The sequence below is a fragment of the Acidiferrobacter thiooxydans genome, assembly GCF_003333315.1.
Classification (GTDB): Bacteria; Pseudomonadota; Gammaproteobacteria; order Acidiferrobacterales; family Acidiferrobacteraceae; genus Acidiferrobacter; species Acidiferrobacter thiooxydans.
Window position 1 is genome coordinate 1,621,317 of the sequence record NZ_PSYR01000002.1, and the last position, 21,748, is coordinate 1,643,064.

A 21,748-nucleotide genomic window follows, 5' to 3' on the forward strand; every position below is an offset into this window, starting at 1 on the left:
GCCGAGAAGGCGCAGGCTTTCACGGGGGGTGCGCGCTATACTAGCGATAACCTAAGCCTCGGGAGGGCCCCGTTTTATGGTTGCCGCGATACCGACACAAGATCCCCCGCTGGAGATTCGGCCGGAGACCGCCAAGGAGATCATTGGCTTGAAGATCGCCACGCTGATCGATGTGCGCCAGCCGACGGAACTCGAACTCGAAGGAGAAATACCCGAGGCCGAGTCGGTACCGCTGTTTGATTTAAAGAAGATCCTCGGCCATAAGCTGACCGACGAGGAACAAGAGATCCTCGACTGCGACCTGCCGACGGAGAAGGACGCGCGCCTGTTCCTGTCGATCATCAACAAGCATCACTACCAGAAGGGTAACGTCCTGCTGTGTCTGTGCAATTCCGGCAAACGCAGCCTGCATGCCGCGCAGCTTCTGCGCTCAATGGGATACGAACGCGCCTACTCGGTCGCGGGGGGCGTGCGTGCCTGGCGGGAACTCGGGTGATGCCGGCGGGAGGGCCGGTGCGGGGCCCGAAGGCGCCCGCGACCGGTGACACGAATCGGCTCAGCCCAGCTATCTAAGGCTTGGGCGGGGCCACTGGCTTTTGCGCCAGCACCCAGGAGGCCATCTGCTCGGCCTGCGCCAATGTCAGTTGCGGATGGGGAATCATCGGGATCCCGCCGGTCCAGGGATTCCAACGCCCCGCACCACCGGTGATGATCTTGTGGGCGAGTGTCACCTTGGCCCCGGGCTTGTGGGCGAACACATAAGCCACCCAGCTATACGCCGGCCCTATGACTTTATGGCTCACGGCATGGCAGGCAAAACAGCCGGCGCTCGTCATCGCCGCCTTGACCTGCGGACTCCCGTTCGCCACCGCCAGACCCGGCAGGCCCAATGCCGCGACCACCGCCAAACTCCTTACCACGTGCTTCATGACAACCCCCTCATAGCGTCTCGATCAGAGAACCACAAAGCGTTTATTATCATATGCTAACACGGTACGCCGGTCAGCGGACTATTCCTTTGGGGACATGGACGGCTAATGGGTCATAAGGGCCCGTTCGGTCGCCTGCACGCGGCGCAGACGCCAACCAAGTGCGATGATGCGTTCATGAACGCGATGGGCATGATAGGGCATACCCTCGGCCAGAAATTGGCGGCGGCGCATCCGTAACCGCCACATACGGCGCTTGAGGACGTGCTCTTGGCGCGCCAGCTGCCGCAGCTGCACGCGGACCGGGATTCGCGGCCGGACCGGTTGCCCCGGGCCATTGAGGATCGGGCCGCTCCCGGGCGGCGGGACCGCTCCCGCGGCGCCAGGCCCGGGGGGCGGTGCAGCGAGCGTATCGGCCACGCACGAGGTCAATGGGCTGCCCGCCAACAGGACGGCGCAGATCGCGGCGCGCAGGTATCGCATGAAAACTCCTTAGTCTTGATCCGGGATTCCGGTATCGGCAGGAGAGTATAAGACATAGCCGTCATCGCGTGTGAGTACGCAGACAGCGGCAGCCAACGGGCGCGAAAAAAACGGGCCCCGAGAGGCCCGTAACACCCTGGGGGTGAGGAGACCCTACTCGTAGACCTGCTCGCCGTGCTGGCTAAGATCGAGACCCTCGACCTCATCCTCTTCACTGACGCGCAGACCCACGATGACATCGACAACCTTCAAGATGATGTAGGTGACGACCGCGTCGTAGACCAGCACCGACCCGACGTCTATCAACTGCTTAACCACCTGATAGTCGTTGCCCTCGAGGGCCCCGGCCGTCCCGCCGATGGCCTTGACCGCGAACACGCCGGTCAGGATCGCGCCGAGCGCGCCGCCGATGGCGTGAACCCCGAAGGCATCCAGGGAGTCGTCGTACCCAAAGAAGTTCTTCATGTAGGTGGCCGTCCAGAAACATACTGCGCCGCCGGCGATGCCTATGATGAACGCCCCGGTCGGATCCACGAAGCCCGAGGCCGGCGTAATCGCCACCAGCCCGGCGACCGCACCCGACACCATGCCGAGCACGCTCGGCTTGCCGCGCGCCATCCACTCCGCGAACATCCACGCGAGCGCGGCCGCGCCAGTCGCGATCTGGGTCGTGGCCATGGCCATCCCCGCGCGCCCGCCGGCCGATACCGCGCTGCCGGCATTGAAGCCAAACCAGCCCACCCACAGGAGCGCCGTGCCGATGACGGTGAGTACGAGATTGTGCGGCGGCATCGCCTCCTTGCCGTAGCCCTTGCGCTTACCCAACACGAGGGCTGTGACAAGACCTGCGACGCCCGCGTTCAGGTGCACGACCGTGCCGCCCGCGAAGTCCAGGGCACCGAGCTGCGCGAGCCAGCCGTCCGATGACCAGACCCAGTGAGCGATCGGCGAATAGACGAATACGAGCCACAGGCCCATGAACCATAGCAGCGCGGAGAACTTCATGCGCTCGGCGAACGACCCGGTAATGAGTGCCGGCGTGATGATGGCGAAGGTCATCTGGAAGGTCATGTACACGGATTCCGGCACCGCGAGCGAGAGTCCGGTGACCGTGTCTTTGTTCATGCCGTGCAGAAAGACCCGCGACAAACCCCCGATCCAGGGATTGCCGTTGGTGAACGCGAGACTATAGCCGATCGCATACCAGAGCACGGTCACAAGGCAGGTGACAATGAAGCTTTGTGCAAGGGTATCGAGGACATTTTTCTTGCGTACCATGCCGCCGTAATACAAGGCCAGGCCTGGTATCGTCATCATCAACACCAGCGCCGTGGACGCCAGCATCCAGGCGGTATCACCCGGATTGATCTTGGCGTTAGCATCGCTGCTCACAGCCTCGGTCGGCGTAGCCGCCGGGGCCGGAGCGGCCGCGGGTGTTGCCACGACCTGCGCCGTGGCCGCGGAGCCCCCCGGGGCCGCCGCGTTGGCCGCCAGCGCCGCGGTCGGAAGAACTCCGAGCGCGAGCGCGAGGACCAGGCCGCGCATCCAGCGAGACCGGGTGCCGGTCATGGTCATAGCGCCTCCGGTCCGGATTCGCCGGTACGGATGCGAATCGCCTGCTCGAGATCGAAGACGAAGATCTTGCCATCGCCGATCTTGCCAGTGTTGGCGGCCTTACCGATGGCCTCGATCACGCGCTCCACAAGGTCGTCATCGATCGCGACCTCGATCTTGACCTTCGGCAGAAAGTCGACGACATACTCGGCGCCCCGATAGAGCTCCGTATGGCCCTTCTGGCGCCCGAACCCCTTGACCTCGGTCACGGTGATGCCCTGCACCCCGATTTCCGACAAGACCTCGCGGACGTCGTCGAGTTTAAAGGGCTTGATGATGGCGGCTATTAGTTTCATGAGTAGATCTCCTTGAGAAAGGCGGTTAGCCCCTGCCGCCCGTATACACGTCGACCGTATCCCCCGAGCGCGACCACGGGCGCTGTGCGAAGCGCGTTCATATTACCCCCTTGGTGTGTGACTGTGCCCGTAGCATAGGCGGGCGATGGGAGCAATGCAGGGAGCGTGCCAAAGAAAAGGGAGGCGGAAACCATGCTTTAGGACGGTTCCTCGCCTCCCCGGGGAGCGGTAACGCACCATTATGGTGGGTTACCCTATTGATAATGCACCACTACGGGGCGTTAGCCCTCGTCTTGCGGAGCGATTCTGCCGCCTCGACCATATGGCGCAGGGCACTCTCGGTCTCGGGCCAGCCGCGGGTCTTCAGGCCGCAGTCTGGATTGACCCAGAGATGCTCGGGGGGCAGGACCTTTTCCGCCTTGCGCATGAGCCGGACCATTTCCTCGGTGGATGGCACGCGCGGCGAATGGATGTCATAGACGCCGGGGCCGATCTCGTTCGGGTAATGAAAGTTCACGAAGGCGTCCAGGAGCTCCATGTCCGAGCGCGAGGTCTCGATCGTGATGACATCGGCGTCCATCTCCGCCACCGCCTCGATGATGTCGTTGAACTCCGCGTAACACATATGGGTATGGATCTGGGTCTCGTCGCCCACGCCAGCGGAAGACACGCGGAACGCGCGTACCGCCCATGCCAGATAGGCCTTATGATCCTCGCGTCGCAACGGCAGGCCCTCGCGAACCGCCGGTTCATCGATCTGGATCACGCGAATGCCGGCCCGCTCCAGGTCGCAGACCTCATCGCGAATGGCAAATGCGATCTGCAAAGCCGTATCGGCGCGCGCCTGGTCGTTGCGCACGAATGACCACTGCAGAATGGTGACCGGACCGGTCAGCATGCCCTTCATGGGCCGCTTGGTCAGTGATTGCGCGTACTTCGCCCATTCCACGGTCATGGGCTTGGGTCGCGATACGTCCCCGAAGATGATCGGGGGCTTCACGGCGCGGGAACCATAGCTCTGGACCCAGCCGTAGTCGGTAAACGCGAACCCCTGGAGCTGCTCCCCGAAATACTCCACCATGTCGTTGCGCTCGGCCTCACCATGCACGAGCACATCGAGGCCGATTTCCTCCTGCTTGCGCACAGCGAGCGCGATCTCGGCGCGCATCCGCTCCTCGTACTCGGCTGCACTGATGCGCCCGGCCTTGAAGTCGCGGCGGGCGGTGCGGATCTCGTTGGTCTGCGGGAACGAACCGATGGTCGTGGTGGGGAACATGGGAAGGTTCAGGTGGGCGCGCTGCAGCGGGCGCCGCTTGGCGAACGCCTGCTTTCTCGCCGCATCCGCCGGCTGCACGGCCGCGACCCGCGCCTTGACCGCGGCGTCATGGATGCGCTTCGACGACTTGCGGTCCTGCGCCACGCGCCGGCTCTCCTCGAGGGCCTGAGCAATAGCGGCGTCGCCTTCGTCCAGAGCGCGCTTCAAGAGCCCCACTTCCGCCATCTTCTGGGTGGCGAAGGCGAGCCAGCTGCGGATCTCGGCGTCCAGCCTCTGCTCCCGCATGAGATCCACGGGGACGTGCAGCAGCGAGCAACTGCTCGCCACGGCAAGCCCCCCCTTATGACCTTGGGCGGCACGCAGCACCTTAAGCGCGGCCTCAAGATCGGCGCGCCAGATGTTACGGCCGTCGACCACGCCCACGGACAGAAGCTTGTCGGACGGCAACGCCTTCAAGACCGCGGGCAACTGATCCGCGCCGCGCACGAGATCGATATGCAGGCCCGCCGTGGGGAGCTTGCAGGCCAACTCGCGGTTGGCCCCCAGGCTCTCGAAATAGGTCGTCAGCAGAAGCCTCGGACCCGCCGCCGAAAGCCCTTCGTAGGCCTTGGGATAGGCGTCCGTCCAGGCCTTGGGCAGATCCAGGACCAGTGCCGGCTCGTCGATCTGCACCCACGCCACTCCGAGGTCTGCGAGACGCTTTAGGATCTGCTGGTAGACGGGCAGAAGATCGGGCAGCAGCGACAGGCGGTCGAAGTCCTCGCCCTTGGTTTTGCCCAGCCACAGGTAGGTGAGCGGCCCCAGGAGCACGGCCTTAACCGGAAAACCCGCGGCGCTGGCCTCGGCAACATCCTCGAAGAGCCGCGGCGAGGAGATCGCGAACCGCTGGCCCTTGTGAAACTCCGGCACGATGTAATGGTAGTTGGTATCGAACCACTTGGTCATTTCGCAGGCATGCGTGGCCTTGCCCGTAGGGGCCACGCCGCGCGCCATGCGGAAAAAGGTGTCGAGATCCACCTCCGGTCCCTGCCACTCGAAGCGCGGGGGCACCACCCCTAACAAGGCGCTGGTCTCTAAGACGTGGTCATACCACGCGAAGTCGCCGACCGTCACGAGGTCAAGACCGGCGGCCTTCTGGGCACTCCAGGCGCGCATCCGCAAATCCTTGCCGACATCGCAGAGGGCCTGTTGGCTCAGACTCCCTTTCCAGTAGGCCTCGAGGGCCTTCTTAAACTCCCGATCGGGGCCGAGACGGGGGAAACCAAGGATGTGTGCAAGACTCAAGATCGACTCTCCGGGGCAACGCGCCCATAGCGAATGACAAGTTGGGGGGCAAAACGGCGCCGACGCGGGGATCGCCAGCGGCTGTGCGAGGCTAACCTCGACCGTGGCCGGAGTCAATGGGCGAACGGGCCGGCGGGGTCGCGGACTGCCAAGCCCCTAGGCATGACATGGTCTTTGGGTGCTAGAATCGGTTCGACAGGATATCGCAGGGATGGCGGCCCAGGACACCGGGCGCTCCGCGCAACGTCGCTACCGGAGGACGCTTATGCTGGAAAAGATCTTGGCCGACGTCATCAAAATCGGCCGCCTGACGGTTCGTTACCCGGACGGACAGGTGGGGCGCTACGGCGAGGGATCGCCGGAGGCCGAATGGGTTATAAGGGACCAGTCGGCGATCCATCGCCTGATCCGCAATCCCTGGCTTCAGATGGGCGAGACCTACATGGACGGGGCCTGGGACGCGCCAAAGGGCTTGGCGATGTTGCTCGAGGTGCTCTTACGCAACGTCCCCGACGAACCCCCCTCCTCGCTTTTCGCGAACCTTAAGCGCTATCTCGAACAAGGCAACGGCCGCCAGGCCAGCCGGCGCCACGTGGCCCACCATTACGATCTGGACGAGTCACTGTTCCGGTTGTTTCTGGACCAGGACATGCATTACTCATGCGCCTACTTCGCGAACCCGAATATGACCCTCGAGGAGGCCCAGGTCGCCAAGTGCGAACTCATACGGCGCAAGCTTGAGCTCAAACCCGGTCAGCGCGTGCTTGATGTGGGGTGTGGCTGGGGCAGCCTCGCCCTCCACCTCGCCCGGGAGGCCGACGTCGATGTAACCGGCATCACGCTCTCGAAAGAACAGCACCGCGTGGCCACCGCCCGCGCCCGCGAGGCCGGACTCTCCGACCGCGTCCAATTCCGGCTCGAGGATTACCGTGAGCATCGGGGTCTGTACGACCGGGTCGTGAGCGTGGGGATGTTCGAGCATGTGGGCGCACCCCACTATGAGACCTTCTTTGCCAAGGTTCGCGAACGCCTGGCCCCTGGCGGGCTCACGCTCCTCCACCATATTGGCCGAAGCGGCCCACCCGGCCAGACCAACCCGTGGATCCGGCGGTATATCTTCCCAGGTGGCTACAATCCCGCGCTCTCCGAGGTCGTCCCCGCGATCGAGAAGGCCGGCCTCAAGGTCGCCGACATCGAGGTACTCAAGTTTCATTACGGATATACCCTGCACGAATGGCAGAAGCGCTTTCAGGCCCGGCGGGACGAGGTCGTGCGACGCTGGGACGAACGATTCGCGCGCATGTGGGAATTCTACCTCGCCGCCTGCGAGGCCTCGTTTGCGATCGGCGACCTCGTGGTCTTCCACATCCAGATGGCCCGCTCGCTCGAGGGCTTACCCATGACCCGAGACGCCTGGTACGCCGAACACGACCTCGATAACGAGATCGCCGAAAGCGCCTGAAGACGGGGGTCTCTGGCGGCGGTCCCGGGGCATTCTGGCAAGGACCACGGTCACCGCTGCACCCTGTCAGGGAACCTCCTTGCACATCTTGCGGTCAGCACCACGGTGGTCCCCGGTCTCTTGCGAGCGCCTGGGGCGTGTGGTTTAGTAGCGTTTTCTTCTAGTGCAGTGGCCGTCGCATCACCGGGCGGCCACTTTGCAGAACAACAAAGACATACCAACGGAGCAGCGAGAACCATGGCCCGACACGCGCTTGAGCAGACCTACGATCAGCCAACCGTATTTCGTATGTCAGGCGCAGCAGTGCTGGCGGTACGCCTCGTCCTCGGCTGGATCTATTGGGGCGGTGGCACGCGACGCTTCATATACGCCCCCCAAAAACTCGACCCCCACGCGCATAGCTGGATGGCCAACAAGCTACAGTCGGGCATGCCCGGGGCGGTACTCGGGCTTGGGCATGTCCTGAGCGCCATTCTTCACCACCCGGCCCTCGTCTACGACCTGCTCGTATTGGTCAGCGCAGTCGAACTCATAAGCGGCCTTGGGCTTATTCTCGGTATCCTGACCCGCGCGAGCGTCATCCTAAGCCTCGCCTTGAGCGTCTCGCTCATGCTGGTGTTTGGATGGCAAGGCGCCACCTGCATCGACGAATGGACCATGGCGGCATCGACCTTCGCCATGGGCTGCACAATATTCGTCGCGGGTAGCGGCCTGTGGTCCGTCGATAGCTGGCTGTTGCGCCGCAATCCCAGCCTTGCGGATGCCGGATGGTTCCGTTGGCTGGGCAGTGCGCCATTCACGGCCCGCGAGACCGAGGGGCTGGGCAAGGGCCTTGCCATCATCGCCGCGCTCTTTATGCTCGTGTTCTACAACTATTACCGCGGTTCAATCTTCACCAAATTCCACGGCGGACCGGTAAGCCCGAGCAAGCATCACATCAGCTTGAGCCACGCCACCCTCCGTAAGGATGGTCGCGTGAAGGTGCTCGCCTACCTGGACGGGGGGACACCGGCTGCCCCCTCGCACGTCGTCAAGGTGGCCGTCGAGGGGCCGAATGGGGTCGTGGAGGTCTGGAAGGGCAAGGCCCTCGAGAGCGCGGTCAAGGGGCACATCAAGAACGTCTACCGCTACAACAAGTTCGTGCCGGGACTCTTTGGCCTCAAGGCCAAGATGGGGGCCAAGGCCTGGATCACCCTGCACCCGACGAAGGTTGTGCATATCAAGGCCGGACACTACACGGTGCTGTTCGAAAACATCAACGGCAAGACGTTCACGGCCAAGGCCGCGCTGTCCTGATGGAGATCGGTCGTCGGAGTGGGCAGCGTCCCTTACCAGGCCTGTGTCAGAACCAGGGCGACCTGAGTGCCATGGAGGCCCGAGATGACATGATGATCGATGGCCGTCACAAAAACGCCCGCGCTGAAGCTGTGCCACGACTTGGTAAGGCCGACGCCATAGTCGTCATAGGACGCCACCGTGTCACCGCTAGTATGCCCGGCATGGAGTACGAGACCAAAGCCACTACCCAGACGCGCGCGGTAACCGGCCTCGAGATAGGTATTGCCGTGCTGCCAGTCATGATAGATACCGGCCGACAGGGGCCCGAACCGCAGCCGCAGGAAGGTCTCTTCGAAATTGAGCGAACTCACGTCGAAGCGATAGGCGGTAGCGCCGGCGTTGAATCCCAGCCCCGAAGGGGTCATGTCGCGGATACCGCCCGTGAAATCGGCGCGCTCGTGGGCACCGCGGTAATCGAGCGTCGTGAGGAAGGCGCGGGCGTACAGGCCGACCGGCCCGGTGGCCGTCACCGATCCCTGCAAGGCGGGGTTGCCGTTCGACTCCGAGATGCCGCGCCAGACGTAATTGCTCATGAGCGACACCTGCCCGCTCACGCCCTCCCCGTAGGCGGGAAGCGCCAACAAGGCAGTCAGGGCCAGGGTCGATTGAAGGCGGGTCAGGGTACGCACGTGCGCATTATATAGCAGCCGGGGCCGCTGACCAGTCCTCTTGTCGCGGCCCCTTCGCGCCACAAGGAGAAAGGCTTATACTACGCCCATGCTGACACGAATCTTGGATCAAATCGCAGCGACCGCCCGTGCGGCGGTCCCCCCGGAGTTCGGACAGGACGTGGAAAAAAACGTCCGCGCGGTCCTGGACAGCACCTTCCAGAGGCTGCGCCTCGTGACGCGCGAGGAGTTCGAGGTACAACAGGCGGTCCTTCAGAAGACCCGCGAGTTGGTCGAGCGCCTCGAACGTCAAGTCGCGGAGATCGAGGCCAAAAACGGCACCAATCCCGGGTCCAGCAAAAACCCGCCGACCGCCGTTTAAGCCCGCGAGACTCGCGGAGGAGAGAGACGCGCCACGGCATGGACCCCATGCGTGCTTCGCGCTATCCTAAGCGCCCTTAGCTCAGTTGGATAGAGCGTTGGATTCCGATGCCAGCGCTCAAGGCCTCGCGGGGCACAGAGGGCAGCGGTCAAAAATTGCTACAACGCGCGTCATGCGCCCTTAGCTCAGTTGGATAGAGCGTTGGATTCCGATTCCAAAGGTCAGAGGTTCGAATCCTCTAGGGCGCACCAACTCCTTGAAATAGCATCAATTTATGACAATGTCGGGCGACTGCTCAGTTCGGGTCATAGCGCGCGCCCAGGCGCCTTCCAAGTACCTAACTGGGCCCAAGGCCATCCCAGGTGACACGTTTCATATGAGCGTTGGCCGAGAGGCCATCCGCTACCCTAGTCATCGGGTGCCTCAGTCGGCCGTGGCGCTTGAGCAAGCTTGTCCGAATGGACCCCCCGCTTGCCCTTCCCGATCTGCGCTAGCAAACTGCTTCGAGCCCTTTGCGTTCAATCAGGCGGAGAGGCTTCGATGACGGGCCGCTCGGCTCTTTGTCGCCGACCTCCCACTTACGCACAGTCGGCACGCTGGTATTCAACACAGCGGCCAACACGGTCTGGTTCAGATGGAGATTCTTCCGCAATGCGCGCTTGTCGATGAACCCGAGACGATGCAGGTCGCTTGCCGTCTCATAAACGGCCTCGAAAATTCGACTTCGCGCCTTAGGTTTGGTTGTCATGACAAATCTCCTGTAGCGAACCGTCTTCGGCCGCTTCGCTGAGCTGCCGAGCCGTCCTAACCAGCAAATCAGCAGCAAGATCTTTAAGGGCACCCAGTTCTTCCGAGTCGATATTGGCGCGCTCGTTGTTCTCGAGACCGAAAACGAAGAACCACCGGTTGCCCTTATTCGTCGCAATGAGGGTTCGTTGCGTATTCCGATGAAGATGACCGCCGATTCCGGCGGATGGTGACCGCGGATTCCGGTCGAAGGTGACCGATCAATCCGGGCGAAGATGACCGGCCAGAGAGCCGGTCGCGCTGAACGACTTTTACACTACATAATCACAGACCGTCAATGGTCTTGGCCTCCTGTGTGTGGGTGTTAGGGAGATCAGGCCGGGCAGACGGAGAGCGCCCCGGCTTCTTGGTTTGATCAGAGGGTGCAAGCGCGGCGTACACCGCGAGCTCTCCCCGCAGTCTCCCGCATTCCTCGGCGCGCTGGTCGTTATGGAGTTGCGCCGCCTCCAGTTCCGCCTTCAGTTCCGCGATACGCGCCTCCAGTTGAGTGATCTTCGCGGCGTGCGCGGCAAGATGCGTCTCGGCGGTGGCCAGGGCCGGCTGCAGGGTCGCAATCCGGCCCTCCTGGTCCTGTACGGTGCGCTCGAGGCGCGCGATCTCCTGCAGGGTCTCCTGCGCCTGCGTCTGGGACTCCGCGATCTGGGTGTGGGCGGCGCTACGGACGGCGTGGACCTCCCGCTGGGCGAGCTCGGACGCGGCGGTCCAGACCCGGGCCAGGGCCTGGTGCGCGGCGGCCTCGATCTCGGGCGGTAGGGGCGGGAGTGGGTGGGTTGGGATATGGCTCTTCCAGGCACGCAGATGCTGGGAGAGGGTCGTGAAGCTGCCGTGGCCCAAGGCCTCGCGGAGGGCCTGGACGGTGACGGGTTGGGCGCGGTCGGCCAGCGCCTGCGCGGCGGCAAAGACCTGGTCTTGGGTAATACCTGTGCGGGACATGAGAACTCCTGTATTGAGGGGGTGGTTCATGGCGTCCGTAATTACGTATGTAATTACGTAATGCCGTTCGGGTACGCTACGCCTGGGCCTGACTCTTGCGCTTGCGCATCGACTCGCCTTCGAGTGTCAGGGTGCGGGCGGAGTGCAGCAAGCGATCGAGGATGGCATCGGCGAGCGTCGGGTCGCCGATGTACTCGTACCAGTGCTCGACCGGCAACTGGCTCGTGATGAGCGTGGCGCGCGCGCCGATGCGATCATCGAGGATCTCCAGCAAGTCGCCGCGCTCGCGCGCGCCCAAAGGAGAGATGGCGAAGTCATCGATTACCAGCAGGCTCGTCTTGGCGAGTGCGGCCAGGCGTTTGCGGAAGCTCCCGTCGGCGTGCGCGAGGGTCAGTTCCTCGAAGAGCCGCGGGGCACGCACGTAGAGGGCCGACAGCCCCTGCCGGCAGGCCTGATGCGCCAGGGCGCAGGCGAGGAAGGTCTTGCCGCAGCCGGTGGCGCCCTGGATGAGGAGGTTCTGCCCCACCCGGATCCAGTCGCAGGCGGTGAGCGTCGCGATGTGCGCGCGGTCGAGACCCCGGCGGGCGCGGAAGTCCAGATCCTCCAGGCAGGCGCGCTCCTTCAGTTGCGCCTGCTGCAGGAGGCGCGTGAGCCTGCGGCTCTCGCGGAACACCGCCTCGCGCTCGACGAGCAGCCCAATGCGCTCCTCGAAGGACAGGCCCTGGGCGGCGCTTTGGGTCATCTGCTCTGAGAGGGCCGCGGCCATGCCGTGGAGCTTCAGGGCGTTTAAGGCATCAAGGGTGGGTTGGATCAACATGGTTCCGATTCTCCTTCAGTACGGGTTGAGGTTTGGGTGGTGGACTGGAAGTACGCCGCGCCGCGCACGTTGTCGTGGTGGACCGGCGGGATGGCAGACGCCCCCTCAGGGGTCGTGCCGGGCGGGGGTTGCTGATCGAGCCGCGCCTCGAGGATGGATTTCACGCTTTTGAGCACCGGCGAGCCGATCGCAAGCGCCCGCTGGCAGGCGGCCTCCAGGCGCACGTTCCCATACCGCTTGCCGAGATTCAGGAGCCCCAGACAGGCGCGGTAGCCCTGCTCGGGGTGCGGGCGGTGGTCGAACTGCCATTGCACGATGGCCTGGGTCTTGGGGCCGATGCTGTGCGCCCAGCGTAAGAGCCGCCCGGGCGTCCACTCCCGGTGCCGGCGATGGGCCTCGGGCATGTGTTCGGCAAGCGTCGTGAACTTCCCGCGCGCGAGCGCGCGGGCATGGACGGCCACACGCTTGCTCTTGAAGAAGAACTCGACGGTTGAGGCGGTCAGGCGCGCCTCGATCTTCTGGCGCACCAGCGGGTGGGGGACGCTGTAGTAGTGGCCGTCGACCTCCACGTGATAGTCGATCGACACGGTGGCGACCTTCCAGGTCGCGAACTCGTAGGGGGTCGCGGGCAACGGGATCATGGCCGGTCGGTCGATGGTCTCGAAGGCGCTGCGGCGCGACCCCGGCAACTTCTTGAACGGACGGTTGTTCAAGTCGGCGAGCAGCGCACGAATGGCGCGATTGAGCTCCTCCAGGGAGAAGAACGGCTGGTTTCTCAGGCGCGCGAGGATCCAGCGCTGCACCAGGAGCACGCCTGCCTCGACGTGCGCCTTATCCCGCGGGGCGGCCGGTCGTGCCGGGAGGATGGCCGTCCCATAGTGGCGGGCCATGTCCGCATAGGTCGAGTTGGCTTCGGGATCGTAGCGGCAGGGGTGCTGGATCCCGCTCTTAAGGTTATCCGGGATGAGGAGAGCGGGCACCGACATCAGGTGTGCGAATAGGCGCACATGGGCGGCGATCCAGTCGGGCAGTTGCTGCGTCCAGGTGGCCTCGGCATAGGCGTACGCCGAGGCCCCGAGCACGGCCACGAAGATCTCGGCGAAGCGCATGGCGCCCGTGGCGCGATCGATGATGGTGACCTTGTCGCCGCTATAGTCGATGAAGATCTTCTCGCCGGCCGGATAGATCTGGCGCATGGAGCGTTGGAGGCTTTGGCGGAAGGTCTTGTAGAGCAGGCAGAACTGGCTATAGCCGTAGGCCTGCCCCGGATGGGCGTGGGCGTACTCCTCCCACAACAGCATGAGGGTCACCCCGGGGCGCTTCATCTCCTGGTGGAGGTAGCCGCAATCGGGCGGTGCGTGGGCGGCCACGAGCCCCGGGGCGCGCGGAAAGAGCCGCGCCTCGAGCGCCGCGTCGTGCTCCACCACGTTTCTAGCAAGCGCAGGGGGACTGCGCGGACAAGTATTCAGCGCTTGGTTCGCCCTAACGAAGACGTGCGTCGCAGCAGGAAGCCGGGCGCGGACGGGAAGCCATTGCCGCCGCTTAAGGTTTTATGATCCCTTTTGCATCTCAGGGACGATGGCGACGCCCGCAGCAATGGCGGCGCCATAGAGCCTTTTGTCTAACGTGGCAAGCGGCAACTCGCGCCTTAGCGCAAGCTCGAGATAGGCCGCGTCGTACAACGTCAGCCCATGGGCCTTTGCAAGATCTAACGTGGTCGACCAGGCAGCCGCGTCAGTCTGATGGTCAACGGTCTCGGGCAACAGACGCAAATCCGGTAGAAGTTCACTCATTTCCTGGATGGTGATGCGACCATGCCGCGTGGCGACAAGCAGGGCATTACAGACCTCCAGCGCCCAATGGGCGGGGACACAAATACCCTCCCCCAACAATCGCTCACGTACCCGATTGGCAGATTCAGCGTCTTCATCGCGCAGATACCAGGCCAACGTCATAGAGGCATCGGCGACAAAGGCCATCAGTATTTACGCCCTGCGTCGATTAATTCGCGCAACGAGATATCCCCTAGGTCATGGGTGGCCTGAAACGCCTTCATGCGGGCCACAACCGCACGCCGCTCTTCCAAGCCCTGGGTCGCCACCGATCGTAACTCCGCCACCGCCTGCCCATGCTTGGTGATAATGAACCGCTCCCCTTTACGCACCCGATCCAAGATCTCGGACAAATGCGTCTTCGCCTCGTAAGCACCGATCTCGGGCATTGCACACCCCTCCTACTGCATAAACTAGTTGCAGACTAGTGTATGCAGTAGTCATGCGGCGGTCAACGTCGGCAACCCCAGCGGACCATATACAGCCATCCCGCTCAATAGACATGGATTTACTGTGCCACGCCCGCTACTGCGAGAGACACATCTCACCCAGAGACCGAAGCGGCGAACGCGTTTTAGAGGCGCGCGTTTTAGAGCTCAACCCCTGGAGCATTTGTGCGACTAAAACGTAAACGCTCCAGCAACCGCACCCTGCCCGTGATCCCCTGAGTCGCTTACGATCCGATCCATCACATTGATGGAGACGGATGGATGGCAAAGATCCGCAGTAATGAGGCTTGGCAAGAGCTCTTTGCCGAGTACGAGGCAAGCGCAGAGAACGCGCACGACTTCTGCGCCCGGCACGGGCTTCGGTTGACGTACTTCTATCGGCGCAGCCTGGAGCTTCGCGGGCGTTCGGCAAGCCGCCGGGGGCAAGAGGTCAAGCGTGGCGCATCCCCCGCGGCCTTCGTGCCGGTGACGGTCACACCCCGGGGCCTGCCAGCACCGGTCGGCCCCAAGCCAGGTGGCCCCCACTGCGTGGGGGATACGGTCACGCTCACTATCGGCAAGGCCTCGCTGGCGTTGTCGTCTGCCGTGCCCCCGGCGTGGGTGGCCGCCCTCCTTATGGCCCTGGAGGCCTGATCCTCATGCGCATGTTCATAGATCTCCCGGCCGTGTATCTGCACCGTGATCCCATCGACTTCCGGGTGGGGATCGATGGGCTCGCCGCCCGTGTGGAGCAAGAGATGGCCTTGTCCCCCTTAACGGGCGCGCTCTTTGTCTTCACGAACTGCAGGCGTGACCGCGTGAAGATCCTCTATTGGGATCAGACCGGCTTTGCGCTGTGGTTAAAGCGCCTGGAGGCGGCGCGCTTTGCCTGGCCGCGCAAGGTCTCGGAGGCGGTCCTGACACTCTCGGAAGACCAGCTCCAGTGGCTGCTCGCAGGCTATGACATCACGCTCATGAAGCCGCATCCGTCCTTGGTGTATCAGCGGGTTTCCTAGCAAAAATTGTGACCATGGGGGTGCAATATAGATTCGACTGTCGTATAATCGTGGCTATGACGGACGGCATACGGGACACGGCGCTACCCAACGACATCGAGGCCCTGAAGGTCTTGATCGCCGTGCGCGATGCCACGATCGAGCGCTTGACCCGCCATGCCGAACTCCTGCAGGAACAACTGAACCTCGCGATCGCCCGGCGCTATAGCGCACGCAGCGAGAAGGGTCCAAGCCCGCAGATGGGGCTCTTTGACGAGGCCGAGGTCGAGGCTGAGGTCGAGGCTGAGCGGGAGGCCCTCGCCGCTGAGGAGGTCCCGGAAGTCGAGAGCGTGGTGGCCGGCCACATCCGCAAGGCCCGCGGGTACCGCAAGCCCTTGCCGGCCGCTCTCCCCCGGGTGGACATCATCCATGAGCTCCCCGAAGAGGCGCGCCTAACCCCCGATGGGCAGCCGCTGGTGGTGATCGGCGAAGAGGTGAGCGAACAGCTCGACATCGTCCCGGCCACCATACGGGTATTGCGCCATGTGCGCCTGAAGTATGGGGTCCGGAAGGACGACGCGTCGGGGGTGAAGATCGCCCCGCTGCCCCCGCAGCCCCTCCCAAAGACCCTGGCAAGCCCCGGCCTGCTCGCCCATATCGTGGTCTCGAAGTACCAGGATGCCTTGCCCCTCTACCGCCAGGAGCAGATCCTGACGCGCATCGGGGTGGATCTCCCGCGGGCCACTATGGCGCGCTGGATGGTGGCCTTGGGCACCGAGACCGCGCAACCGCTTGTGAATCTCCTGCGCGATCAACTGCTGGCCTACGGGTATATCAGCATGGACGAGACCCCCACCCAGGTCCTGAAGGAGCCGGGCAAGGCCGCCACGTCACAGTCCTATCTGTGGGTGCAGCGGGGCGGACCGCCCGAGGCCCCCATCATCCTCTTTGACTACGACCCGAGCCGTTCCCAGGAGGTGCCCTTGCGCCTGCTCGCAGGCTTCACGGGTATCCTGCAGACCGATGGCTATGCGGCTTACGGAGCGGTTGTGCGCGCCCAGGGGCTCATCCACGCAGGATGCGTCGCGCATTGCCGGAGGAAGTTCGACGAGGTGATCAAGTCCCAAGGCAAGCACAGAAAGAAAGGCCTGGCCGAGGAGGCGCTCGCCCAGATCCAGAAGCTCTATGCCGTGGAGAAGGCGGCGCGTGACTTTACGCCCGCAGACCGTCATCGCTATCGGCAAGAGCACGCCCGGCCTCTGTGGGACACCCTCCGTACCTGGCTTGCTATCCACCGCCCCGGCGTCCCGCCGCAGAGCGCCTTGGGCCGGGCTTTGGCGTATCTTGCGAACGAATGGGACAAGCTCGTCGTGTATCTCACTGATGGGCGTATCCCGATCGATAACAACGCGACTAATGCCGTTAACGGCATTAGTCGCGTTATTCCGCGTCACGGATTATTCCGCGTCACGGTGCAGCGCTGCGATTTCGCGGCGGATCGCGGATCAATGGCACGCCCGGTCGCGGCATAATTACAGGCCCTCGAGGAACGTAAGCAGCCGATCGGGGGCGTGGAAGCGGCGGGGCGCAATGCCCGCGGAGGTCGCATGCGCCAGCGCCTGCTCCTTCAGGCGCATGTCGGCATGCAGATAAATCTCCGTGGACTGCGTCGATTCGTGTCCGAGCCACAGGGCGATGACCGTGATATCGACGCCGCTTTGCAGCAGGGCCATGGCCGCGGCGTGTCGCAGCGTGTGCGGGGTGACGCGCTTGGTCTTTAACGAGGGGCAGGCTCGGCCGGCGGTCGCCGTGTGCCGCGCCACGATGCCTGCCAGGGCATCTGCGCTCAAGGCGCCGCCACCCCGGGCGCTCGGAAAGACCGGATCCGCAGGATCCCCTCGGCGTTCGCATAGCCATGCCTTGAGGAGGGCCGCCACTTCGGGGCGCAACGGGGTGCAGCGCGTCTTGCGTCCTTTGCCGAGACAGCGTACATGGGGTCCTGTGCCGATCGCGACGTCCCGGCAGCAAAGCTGCCGGATCTCACTGCTGCGCAGGCCGGTCTGGAGGGCCAGTGCCAAGAGGGTGCGATCCCGCCGGCCGATCCAGGTCCCGGCATCCGGGGCGGCGATGAGCGCCTGCGCCTCCTCCGGGGTGAGAAACGCCACCGGCCCGCGCTCGAAGCGCTTGGGCGGAATCGCGAGGATGCGCTGACACTGCAAACTGCGCGCCGGTTCGGCCAGCGCCACGTAGCGAAAGAAGCCGTGAAGGGCCGCGAGCCGCTGATTGCGGGTGCGCGCCCCATTGCCCCGCTCACGCTCCAGATACTCGAGGAACGCCTCCAGGAGCGGGGCATCGAGCTGCTCGAGGCGCAGCGCCGACGGGGTGCAGTGCAGGTGTGCCGCGGCAAAGCGCAACAGCAGGCGGAAGGTGTCGCGGTAGCCTCCCACGGTGTGCGGACTCGCACCCTGGCTCCCAAGCAACCGCTCGGTGAAGAATTGCTGCAGCAAGGCCGGGAATGTCGTCGGGCTCATCGTGCACCTCCCGTATCCGCACGCCCGCTTTGGCGTTCGGTGGCCAACATCAGCAGTTCCGGCACGGCCTCGATGTACCAGTAGGTGAGGCCAACTTCGGTGTGGCCGACATACGTCGCAAGCTTCGGCAGCTCGCGCGTGACATCCGCCCCGGCGCGGTACCATGCCACCAGCCGGCCGGTGACGAACGAGTGGCGAAAGTCCTGCAGCCGCGGCCCGCGGCCAGCGCGGGGCGAACCGTTTGCAGGGCGCAGGCCGACGGCGCGGGAGAGTCTGACGAACATCCGCCGGACGCTGGAGCCGGCGAGGCGCCGCCCCCGCTCGGAGAGCAGGAACGCCGGGGTCTGCGGATGCGGACACAACGCGTCGCGTCGCGCGGCATAGTGCGCGAGCGCGAGGCGCGTAGTGGCGGCGATGGGCACGAGGCATACTTGCCGAACTTGGTCTCGCGGATGAAGAGGATCCCGTTCTGGAGATCCACGTCACTGCGATCCAGCGCGAGCGCCTCGCCCGGACGCAGACCGGTGGCGGCGAGTAGCCCGATGAGCGTCGTATACGTCAGTGCACGCAGGCCGGTGGGTGATCGGCATTGCGCCGCCGCGGCCATCAGGGCTTGCGTCTGCGCCTCCGTGTAGATATGGGGGCGGGGGCGGCGGTGCCGTGAGGACACCAGATGCCGAGGGGGCACTTCGGTCTGCGGATCGAAGGCACTCCACCAGGCCGCGAACTTCCGCACCATCGAGAGCCTCCGGCCCCAGGTAGCCTTCTGCACGCCGGGACGGGCGGTCGCCCAGCGCAGCGCCAACGCCGTGGTGATGTGCGCGGAGCCCTCCTGTTCGAGAAATGTGACGAACTGCCGGAGTGTGTTAGCCGGCTCCGCCAGCCGCGTCCCGAGGGCGCGGCGCACCGTGATGTATTGGGTCAGGGCCTCCCCAAGCGCGCTCATGGCGCACCTCCGGTCAGCGGCCACGGGAGCGCCACGCCCCGCAACGCCTCCAGCGAGACCTTCGCGTAGATCCGGGTGCTCGCTTGCGTATGGTGCCGCAGCACTTCGGCGATCTCCGCGAGGGAGGCGCCCTGGCGGATCATCCGGGTCGCCAGACTGTGCCGAAACAGGTGCGCGACGTGCTGTGGCTGCGGCGGGATGCCGGCACGGGCGAGGGCCAGCCGCACGATGTGGTCAATGGCACACGGGCCCGTGAGTGCGATGCGCGGCGGGATCGCACGCAGGAACACGCGGCGGGAGGTGGTGGTGCCCCGGTCGCGGCGCAGATACTCAGCCAGCGCCCGACCCACATCGGCGGGAAGCGGCAGGGACTCCATCCGGGACCCCTTCCCGCGCACAACCAGCTCGCCGGTGCGCCAATGAACATCCTCGAGCGTAAGCAAGACCACCTCGGAGGCGCGCGAGCAGCAGAAGGATGGCGTAGTCGCGCCGGCCCTTGGAGGTCGATCGATCCGGACTCGCCAGCGCCTCCTCGACCTCCTCGGGCGTCAACAGCGCCGGCACGCCCGCCTCACGGTACGTACGCATCGTCGGGACCGCCGCCGAGAGGTCCCTCGGGGTTTCGCCGCGCAGGAAGAGGAAGCGCAGCAGCGAGCGCAGCGCCACGGTCACCAACCGCGACGACTCCGAGGCGTGATTCCTGATCCGGCCGAGCAGGAAGGCGTGAATCGTCTTGGCATCCAACTGATCGAGCGCAAGCCGCCCCGCCTGCGCCTGCCGGGTGGCCAGAAACGCCCGGGCGCAGGGCGCATAGACCAGGATCGAACGCTCGGCGAGTCCCCGATCCTTGCGGAGGAAAGTGATGTAGCGCGCCACCAGTGCCTCGGCAGGCGTGTCCGGCTGGGAGGGTGCAGACGGCATGACGCCGCACGCGCGCAGATAGGCCAGAAAACGTCGTACCGTGGCCCGCTCGCTCTCGGTGGCCGAACATTGCGGCGGCCGGCGCCTGATGAAGGACTGGACGTGCTCCTCCCCGAGGGACCCCTCGGCGATGGCGTGCCGCTTGGCCCACCGCGCGAAGGCGATGGTCACCGCCCTGCGCTCGGCCAGGGTGTTCGGGGAGTACCCGGCGATCCGTTGGTCGTCCAGAAACGCGTCGACGTATGCCTCAAGGGGTCCGGGGCGCTCACCTCTTTGCGAACCATCTGTCTCCATGTGGCTTCTCCTGGTTTGGCACCATTGCCGAACTCAGGAGACCACGTGGATTATGCCGCGTCACGAACAGGGGGCTGGTCTGCTAATGCCTGACAACAAGCCCAAAATCTCTCTCCATGCGGGCGAGGCGGAATAATCCGTGACGCGGAATAATGCGACCGAGAATGCGATTCGACCCTTCTGTCTTGGTCGAAGGAATTGGCTCTTCAGTGACACCGAAGCCGGCGCGAAGGCCTCCGCCAACCTCTATGGCCTCATCGAGACCTGCAAGGCGGTAGGGCTTGAGCCCTATCATTACCTGCGCCGGATCTTCACCGATCTCCCCAAGGCTTGCACCGTCGAAGACTTCGAGGCGCTGCTGCCCATGAATCTTACCTCCGACCCGACGTTGCCCCGCTTCACGCCCCGGCGCTGACCCCATCACCCCGCCCCGGCGCCCCCACCCCGGGCGCCGGGGCCAGATCATCCCGCATCCTGGCTGTTAAAGAACTGTTGCCTACTACCCCGGTTGCCCGGTCCACCCGATCGACCTATCCATGGCCCACACGATATCAGCGTGACGCCAGGCGTGGGAGGGTGGGGTTAATGGAGCGCATACCGTGGTTCGAATCCACTAGGGCGCACCAACCCATTGAAGTTCTATTAGTTTTCTGCCGATCGGCCGGAATCTAGCCCGGGGTCACGCACCAATCTGGATAATCTGATTTAAGGTCTCGCAGGCCAGTTCAAATGTCTGCTCCGGCACTTGCCCCCAGGGGTGCCGTTTCGCAGATCGGGCTCGCCAGTCGAAGGACTTTGGCTGGTGCGCAAGCATGTAGCTTATGACACCCTTGGGACCGGCAAACGGGACAGCAAACGGATTCGTGTCGTTATAGGACGCCGTTGTCATAGGAAGGCCTATAACGATCCCCGTACGATCATTGAACTCGCGCGGGGACAGAACGAGCAGCGGATGTACGTCCTTCATCTCGCGCCCGGCTTGCGGATTACAGCCAATCCATATCATGTCACGACGCGCGGGAATCCATTGCGATCGCGCCACCATCACATCGCCTCGATACCGACCGGTTGGGTTACCATGGCCTCACCCCCGTGATGCACGGGATCAAACGCTGCGAGTTTCTGGGCAAGCGTGAGCTTCGGCATACCCGCACGCTTGACAAGCACGCCGTCGTCGGCCGCTGTAATCTCCACAGGCTGCCCGACAGTGAAATGGGCAGCGCGCGCCACAGTCGCAGGTATGCGTACCGCGAGACTGTTTCCCCACTGCTGTACCGTACGCTTTGCTCTTATCGGCACGGCCATACCCTCTACCTAAATGTAGAGACAAGTATATACATAAGGGGGGTGCTGTCAACACAGAATGAGAGTGAAGACCGTGGGACGGACTAACCCTGCCACGATGTAGTGTGCACCAATCTTACGCAGCAACGGCGGCGGCCGGGGCAATGCTGGCAAACGGCCCGTTGTCGGCCATTGTGCGAGCCAGCGTCATCGGTGACCCCCCGACCGACTTGCTGCCCCTGGGCTCAAAAATTCTGCAACCACCTCTCAAAGCGCTTCGCCCTTCAC

General features: G+C 64.2%; 26 protein-coding genes, 1 tRNA gene and 2 pseudogenes. 9 read left to right on the plus strand and 20 right to left on the minus strand.

What is annotated here, in order from left to right; all coding sequences use genetic code 11:
* Positions 1-76: 76 nt before the first annotated feature.
* Positions 77-496 (plus strand): rhodanese-like domain-containing protein, encoded by a 420-nt coding sequence (locus C4900_RS14890; RefSeq protein WP_065971381.1) that lies wholly within the window; start codon positions 77-79, stop codon positions 494-496.
* A 73-nt stretch (positions 497-569) separates the two neighbouring features.
* On the opposite strand, the gene C4900_RS14895 is transcribed toward C4900_RS14890, so the two are convergent.
* The 5 genes from C4900_RS14895 to metE all read right to left on the minus strand — a co-directional run bounded on the left by C4900_RS14895 (position 570) and on the right by metE (position 5,882).
* Positions 570-929: a c-type cytochrome gene (locus C4900_RS14895; RefSeq protein WP_211306990.1), complete on the minus strand. Its 360-nt coding sequence runs from the start codon at positions 927-929 to the stop codon at positions 570-572.
* A gap of 105 nt (positions 930-1,034) precedes the next feature.
* The gene (locus tag C4900_RS14900) at positions 1,035-1,412 is read right to left on the minus strand and encodes a hypothetical protein (RefSeq protein ID WP_065971380.1); all 378 of its coding nucleotides are present in this window, start codon (positions 1,410-1,412) and stop codon (positions 1,035-1,037) included.
* Positions 1,413-1,565: 153 nt separating this feature from the next.
* Positions 1,566-2,957 carry an ammonium transporter gene (locus tag C4900_RS14905; protein WP_083996052.1) on the minus strand — a complete coding sequence of 464 codons (1,392 nt, stop codon included), beginning with the start codon at positions 2,955-2,957 and terminating at the stop codon, positions 1,566-1,568.
* A 26-nt stretch (positions 2,958-2,983) separates the two neighbouring features.
* Positions 2,984-3,322, minus strand: a complete 339-nt coding sequence (gene glnK, locus C4900_RS14910; RefSeq protein ID WP_065971379.1) for a P-II family nitrogen regulator — start codon at positions 3,320-3,322, stop codon at positions 2,984-2,986.
* Positions 3,323-3,593: 271 nt separating this feature from the next.
* The gene (gene metE, locus C4900_RS14915) at positions 3,594-5,882 is read right to left on the minus strand and encodes a 5-methyltetrahydropteroyltriglutamate--homocysteine S-methyltransferase (protein ID WP_114283371.1); all 2,289 of its coding nucleotides are present in this window, start codon (positions 5,880-5,882) and stop codon (positions 3,594-3,596) included.
* Between the two features lie 265 nt (positions 5,883-6,147).
* On the opposite strand from metE, the gene C4900_RS14920 reads away from it, so the two are divergent.
* Both C4900_RS14920 and C4900_RS14925 read left to right on the plus strand, forming a co-directional pair.
* Positions 6,148-7,344, plus strand: a complete 1,197-nt coding sequence (locus C4900_RS14920; RefSeq protein ID WP_114283571.1) for an SAM-dependent methyltransferase — start codon at positions 6,148-6,150, stop codon at positions 7,342-7,344.
* Between the two features lie 237 nt (positions 7,345-7,581).
* Positions 7,582-8,640 (plus strand): TQO small subunit DoxD, encoded by a 1,059-nt coding sequence (locus tag C4900_RS14925; protein ID WP_114283372.1) that lies wholly within the window; start codon positions 7,582-7,584, stop codon positions 8,638-8,640.
* Between the two features lie 32 nt (positions 8,641-8,672).
* On the opposite strand, the gene C4900_RS14930 is transcribed toward C4900_RS14925, so the two are convergent.
* Positions 8,673-9,311 (minus strand): TorF family putative porin, encoded by a 639-nt coding sequence (locus C4900_RS14930; RefSeq protein ID WP_065971376.1) that lies wholly within the window; start codon positions 9,309-9,311, stop codon positions 8,673-8,675.
* A gap of 88 nt (positions 9,312-9,399) precedes the next feature.
* Here C4900_RS14930 and C4900_RS14935 point away from each other — a divergent pair, with 88 nt between their 5' ends.
* Positions 9,400-9,672: an accessory factor UbiK family protein gene (locus C4900_RS14935; protein WP_065971375.1), complete on the plus strand. Its 273-nt coding sequence runs from the start codon at positions 9,400-9,402 to the stop codon at positions 9,670-9,672.
* Between the two features lie 174 nt (positions 9,673-9,846).
* Positions 9,847-9,923 (plus strand) — tRNA-Arg (locus C4900_RS14940).
* Positions 9,924-10,162: 239 nt separating this feature from the next.
* Here the strand turns inward: C4900_RS14940 and C4900_RS14945 are convergent.
* The 7 genes from C4900_RS14945 to C4900_RS14975 all read right to left on the minus strand — a co-directional run bounded on the left by C4900_RS14945 (position 10,163) and on the right by C4900_RS14975 (position 14,450).
* Positions 10,163-10,420 (minus strand): helix-turn-helix domain-containing protein, encoded by a 258-nt coding sequence (locus tag C4900_RS14945; protein WP_065971374.1) that lies wholly within the window; start codon positions 10,418-10,420, stop codon positions 10,163-10,165.
* Positions 10,404-10,637 carry a type II toxin-antitoxin system RelE/ParE family toxin gene (locus C4900_RS17465; protein WP_114283373.1) on the minus strand — a complete coding sequence of 78 codons (234 nt, stop codon included), beginning with the start codon at positions 10,635-10,637 and terminating at the stop codon, positions 10,404-10,406. The genes C4900_RS14945 and C4900_RS17465 overlap by 17 nt, the downstream gene beginning before the upstream one ends.
* A 106-nt stretch (positions 10,638-10,743) precedes the next feature.
* The gene (locus C4900_RS14955; protein ID WP_170132564.1) at positions 10,744-11,412 is read right to left on the minus strand and encodes a DNA-binding protein; all 669 of its coding nucleotides are present in this window, start codon (positions 11,410-11,412) and stop codon (positions 10,744-10,746) included.
* A gap of 76 nt (positions 11,413-11,488) precedes the next feature.
* Complete coding sequence (gene istB, locus C4900_RS14960; RefSeq protein ID WP_114282452.1) at positions 11,489-12,229, minus strand: IS21-like element helper ATPase IstB; 741 nt, start codon at positions 12,227-12,229, stop codon at positions 11,489-11,491.
* Positions 12,223-13,656, minus strand: coding sequence for an IS21 family transposase (istA, locus tag C4900_RS14965; RefSeq protein WP_211306991.1), 1,434 nt, complete (start codon positions 13,654-13,656; stop codon positions 12,223-12,225). Before istA ends, istB begins: the two co-directional genes overlap by 7 nt.
* A 123-nt stretch (positions 13,657-13,779) precedes the next feature.
* Positions 13,780-14,208 carry a type II toxin-antitoxin system VapC family toxin gene (locus tag C4900_RS14970; protein ID WP_211306992.1) on the minus strand — a complete coding sequence of 143 codons (429 nt, stop codon included), beginning with the start codon at positions 14,206-14,208 and terminating at the stop codon, positions 13,780-13,782.
* Positions 14,208-14,450, minus strand: a complete 243-nt coding sequence (locus C4900_RS14975; RefSeq protein WP_065971916.1) for a type II toxin-antitoxin system Phd/YefM family antitoxin — start codon at positions 14,448-14,450, stop codon at positions 14,208-14,210. Before C4900_RS14975 ends, C4900_RS14970 begins: the two co-directional genes overlap by 1 nt.
* A 321-nt stretch (positions 14,451-14,771) precedes the next feature.
* On the opposite strand from C4900_RS14975, the gene tnpA reads away from it, so the two are divergent.
* From tnpA to tnpC, 3 genes are read left to right on the plus strand one after another with little or no spacing between them, the layout of a single operon-like run.
* Positions 14,772-15,143 (plus strand): IS66 family insertion sequence element accessory protein TnpA, encoded by a 372-nt coding sequence (gene tnpA, locus C4900_RS14980; protein ID WP_114283377.1) that lies wholly within the window; start codon positions 14,772-14,774, stop codon positions 15,141-15,143.
* A 5-nt stretch (positions 15,144-15,148) separates the two neighbouring features.
* The gene (gene tnpB / locus C4900_RS14985) at positions 15,149-15,505 is read left to right on the plus strand and encodes an IS66 family insertion sequence element accessory protein TnpB (protein WP_114283378.1); all 357 of its coding nucleotides are present in this window, start codon (positions 15,149-15,151) and stop codon (positions 15,503-15,505) included.
* Positions 15,506-15,561: 56 nt separating this feature from the next.
* Positions 15,562-17,016: an IS66 family transposase gene (tnpC, locus tag C4900_RS14990; protein ID WP_170132565.1), complete on the plus strand. Its 1,455-nt coding sequence runs from the start codon at positions 15,562-15,564 to the stop codon at positions 17,014-17,016.
* On the opposite strand, the gene C4900_RS14995 is transcribed toward tnpC, so the two are convergent.
* The 5 genes and pseudogenes from C4900_RS14995 to C4900_RS15005 all read right to left on the minus strand — a co-directional run bounded on the left by C4900_RS14995 (position 17,017) and on the right by C4900_RS15005 (position 20,176).
* The gene (locus C4900_RS14995; RefSeq protein ID WP_114282489.1) at positions 17,017-18,015 is read right to left on the minus strand and encodes a tyrosine-type recombinase/integrase; all 999 of its coding nucleotides are present in this window, start codon (positions 18,013-18,015) and stop codon (positions 17,017-17,019) included.
* Entirely contained in the window at positions 18,012-18,437 is a 426-nt protein-coding gene (locus C4900_RS16775) for a site-specific integrase (protein WP_233431938.1), read from the minus strand. The genes C4900_RS14995 and C4900_RS16775 overlap by 4 nt, the downstream gene beginning before the upstream one ends.
* Before the next feature lie 65 nt (positions 18,438-18,502).
* Positions 18,503-18,961 (minus strand): annotated as a pseudogene (locus C4900_RS17470) (tyrosine-type recombinase/integrase); the annotation flags it as partial.
* Positions 18,958-19,410, minus strand: coding sequence for a tyrosine-type recombinase/integrase (locus C4900_RS16455; RefSeq protein WP_233431992.1), 453 nt, complete (start codon positions 19,408-19,410; stop codon positions 18,958-18,960). The gene C4900_RS16455 and the pseudogene C4900_RS17470, both read right to left, overlap by 4 nt.
* Complete coding sequence (locus C4900_RS15005; RefSeq protein WP_211306994.1) at positions 19,292-20,176, minus strand: site-specific integrase; 885 nt, start codon at positions 20,174-20,176, stop codon at positions 19,292-19,294. Before C4900_RS15005 ends, C4900_RS16455 begins: the two co-directional genes overlap by 119 nt.
* 148 nt (positions 20,177-20,324) lie before the next feature.
* Between C4900_RS15005 and C4900_RS15010 the strand changes: the two are divergent.
* A pseudogene (locus C4900_RS15010) lies at positions 20,325-20,591 on the plus strand (transposase domain-containing protein); the annotation flags it as partial.
* Positions 20,592-20,855: 264 nt separating this feature from the next.
* Here C4900_RS15010 and C4900_RS15015 read toward each other — a convergent pair.
* Positions 20,856-21,221, minus strand: coding sequence for a type II toxin-antitoxin system PemK/MazF family toxin (locus C4900_RS15015; RefSeq protein ID WP_114283380.1), 366 nt, complete (start codon positions 21,219-21,221; stop codon positions 20,856-20,858).
* Positions 21,221-21,475: an AbrB/MazE/SpoVT family DNA-binding domain-containing protein gene (locus C4900_RS15020; protein ID WP_211306996.1), complete on the minus strand. Its 255-nt coding sequence runs from the start codon at positions 21,473-21,475 to the stop codon at positions 21,221-21,223. Before C4900_RS15020 ends, C4900_RS15015 begins: the two co-directional genes overlap by 1 nt.
* Positions 21,476-21,748: the final 273 nt, after the last annotated feature.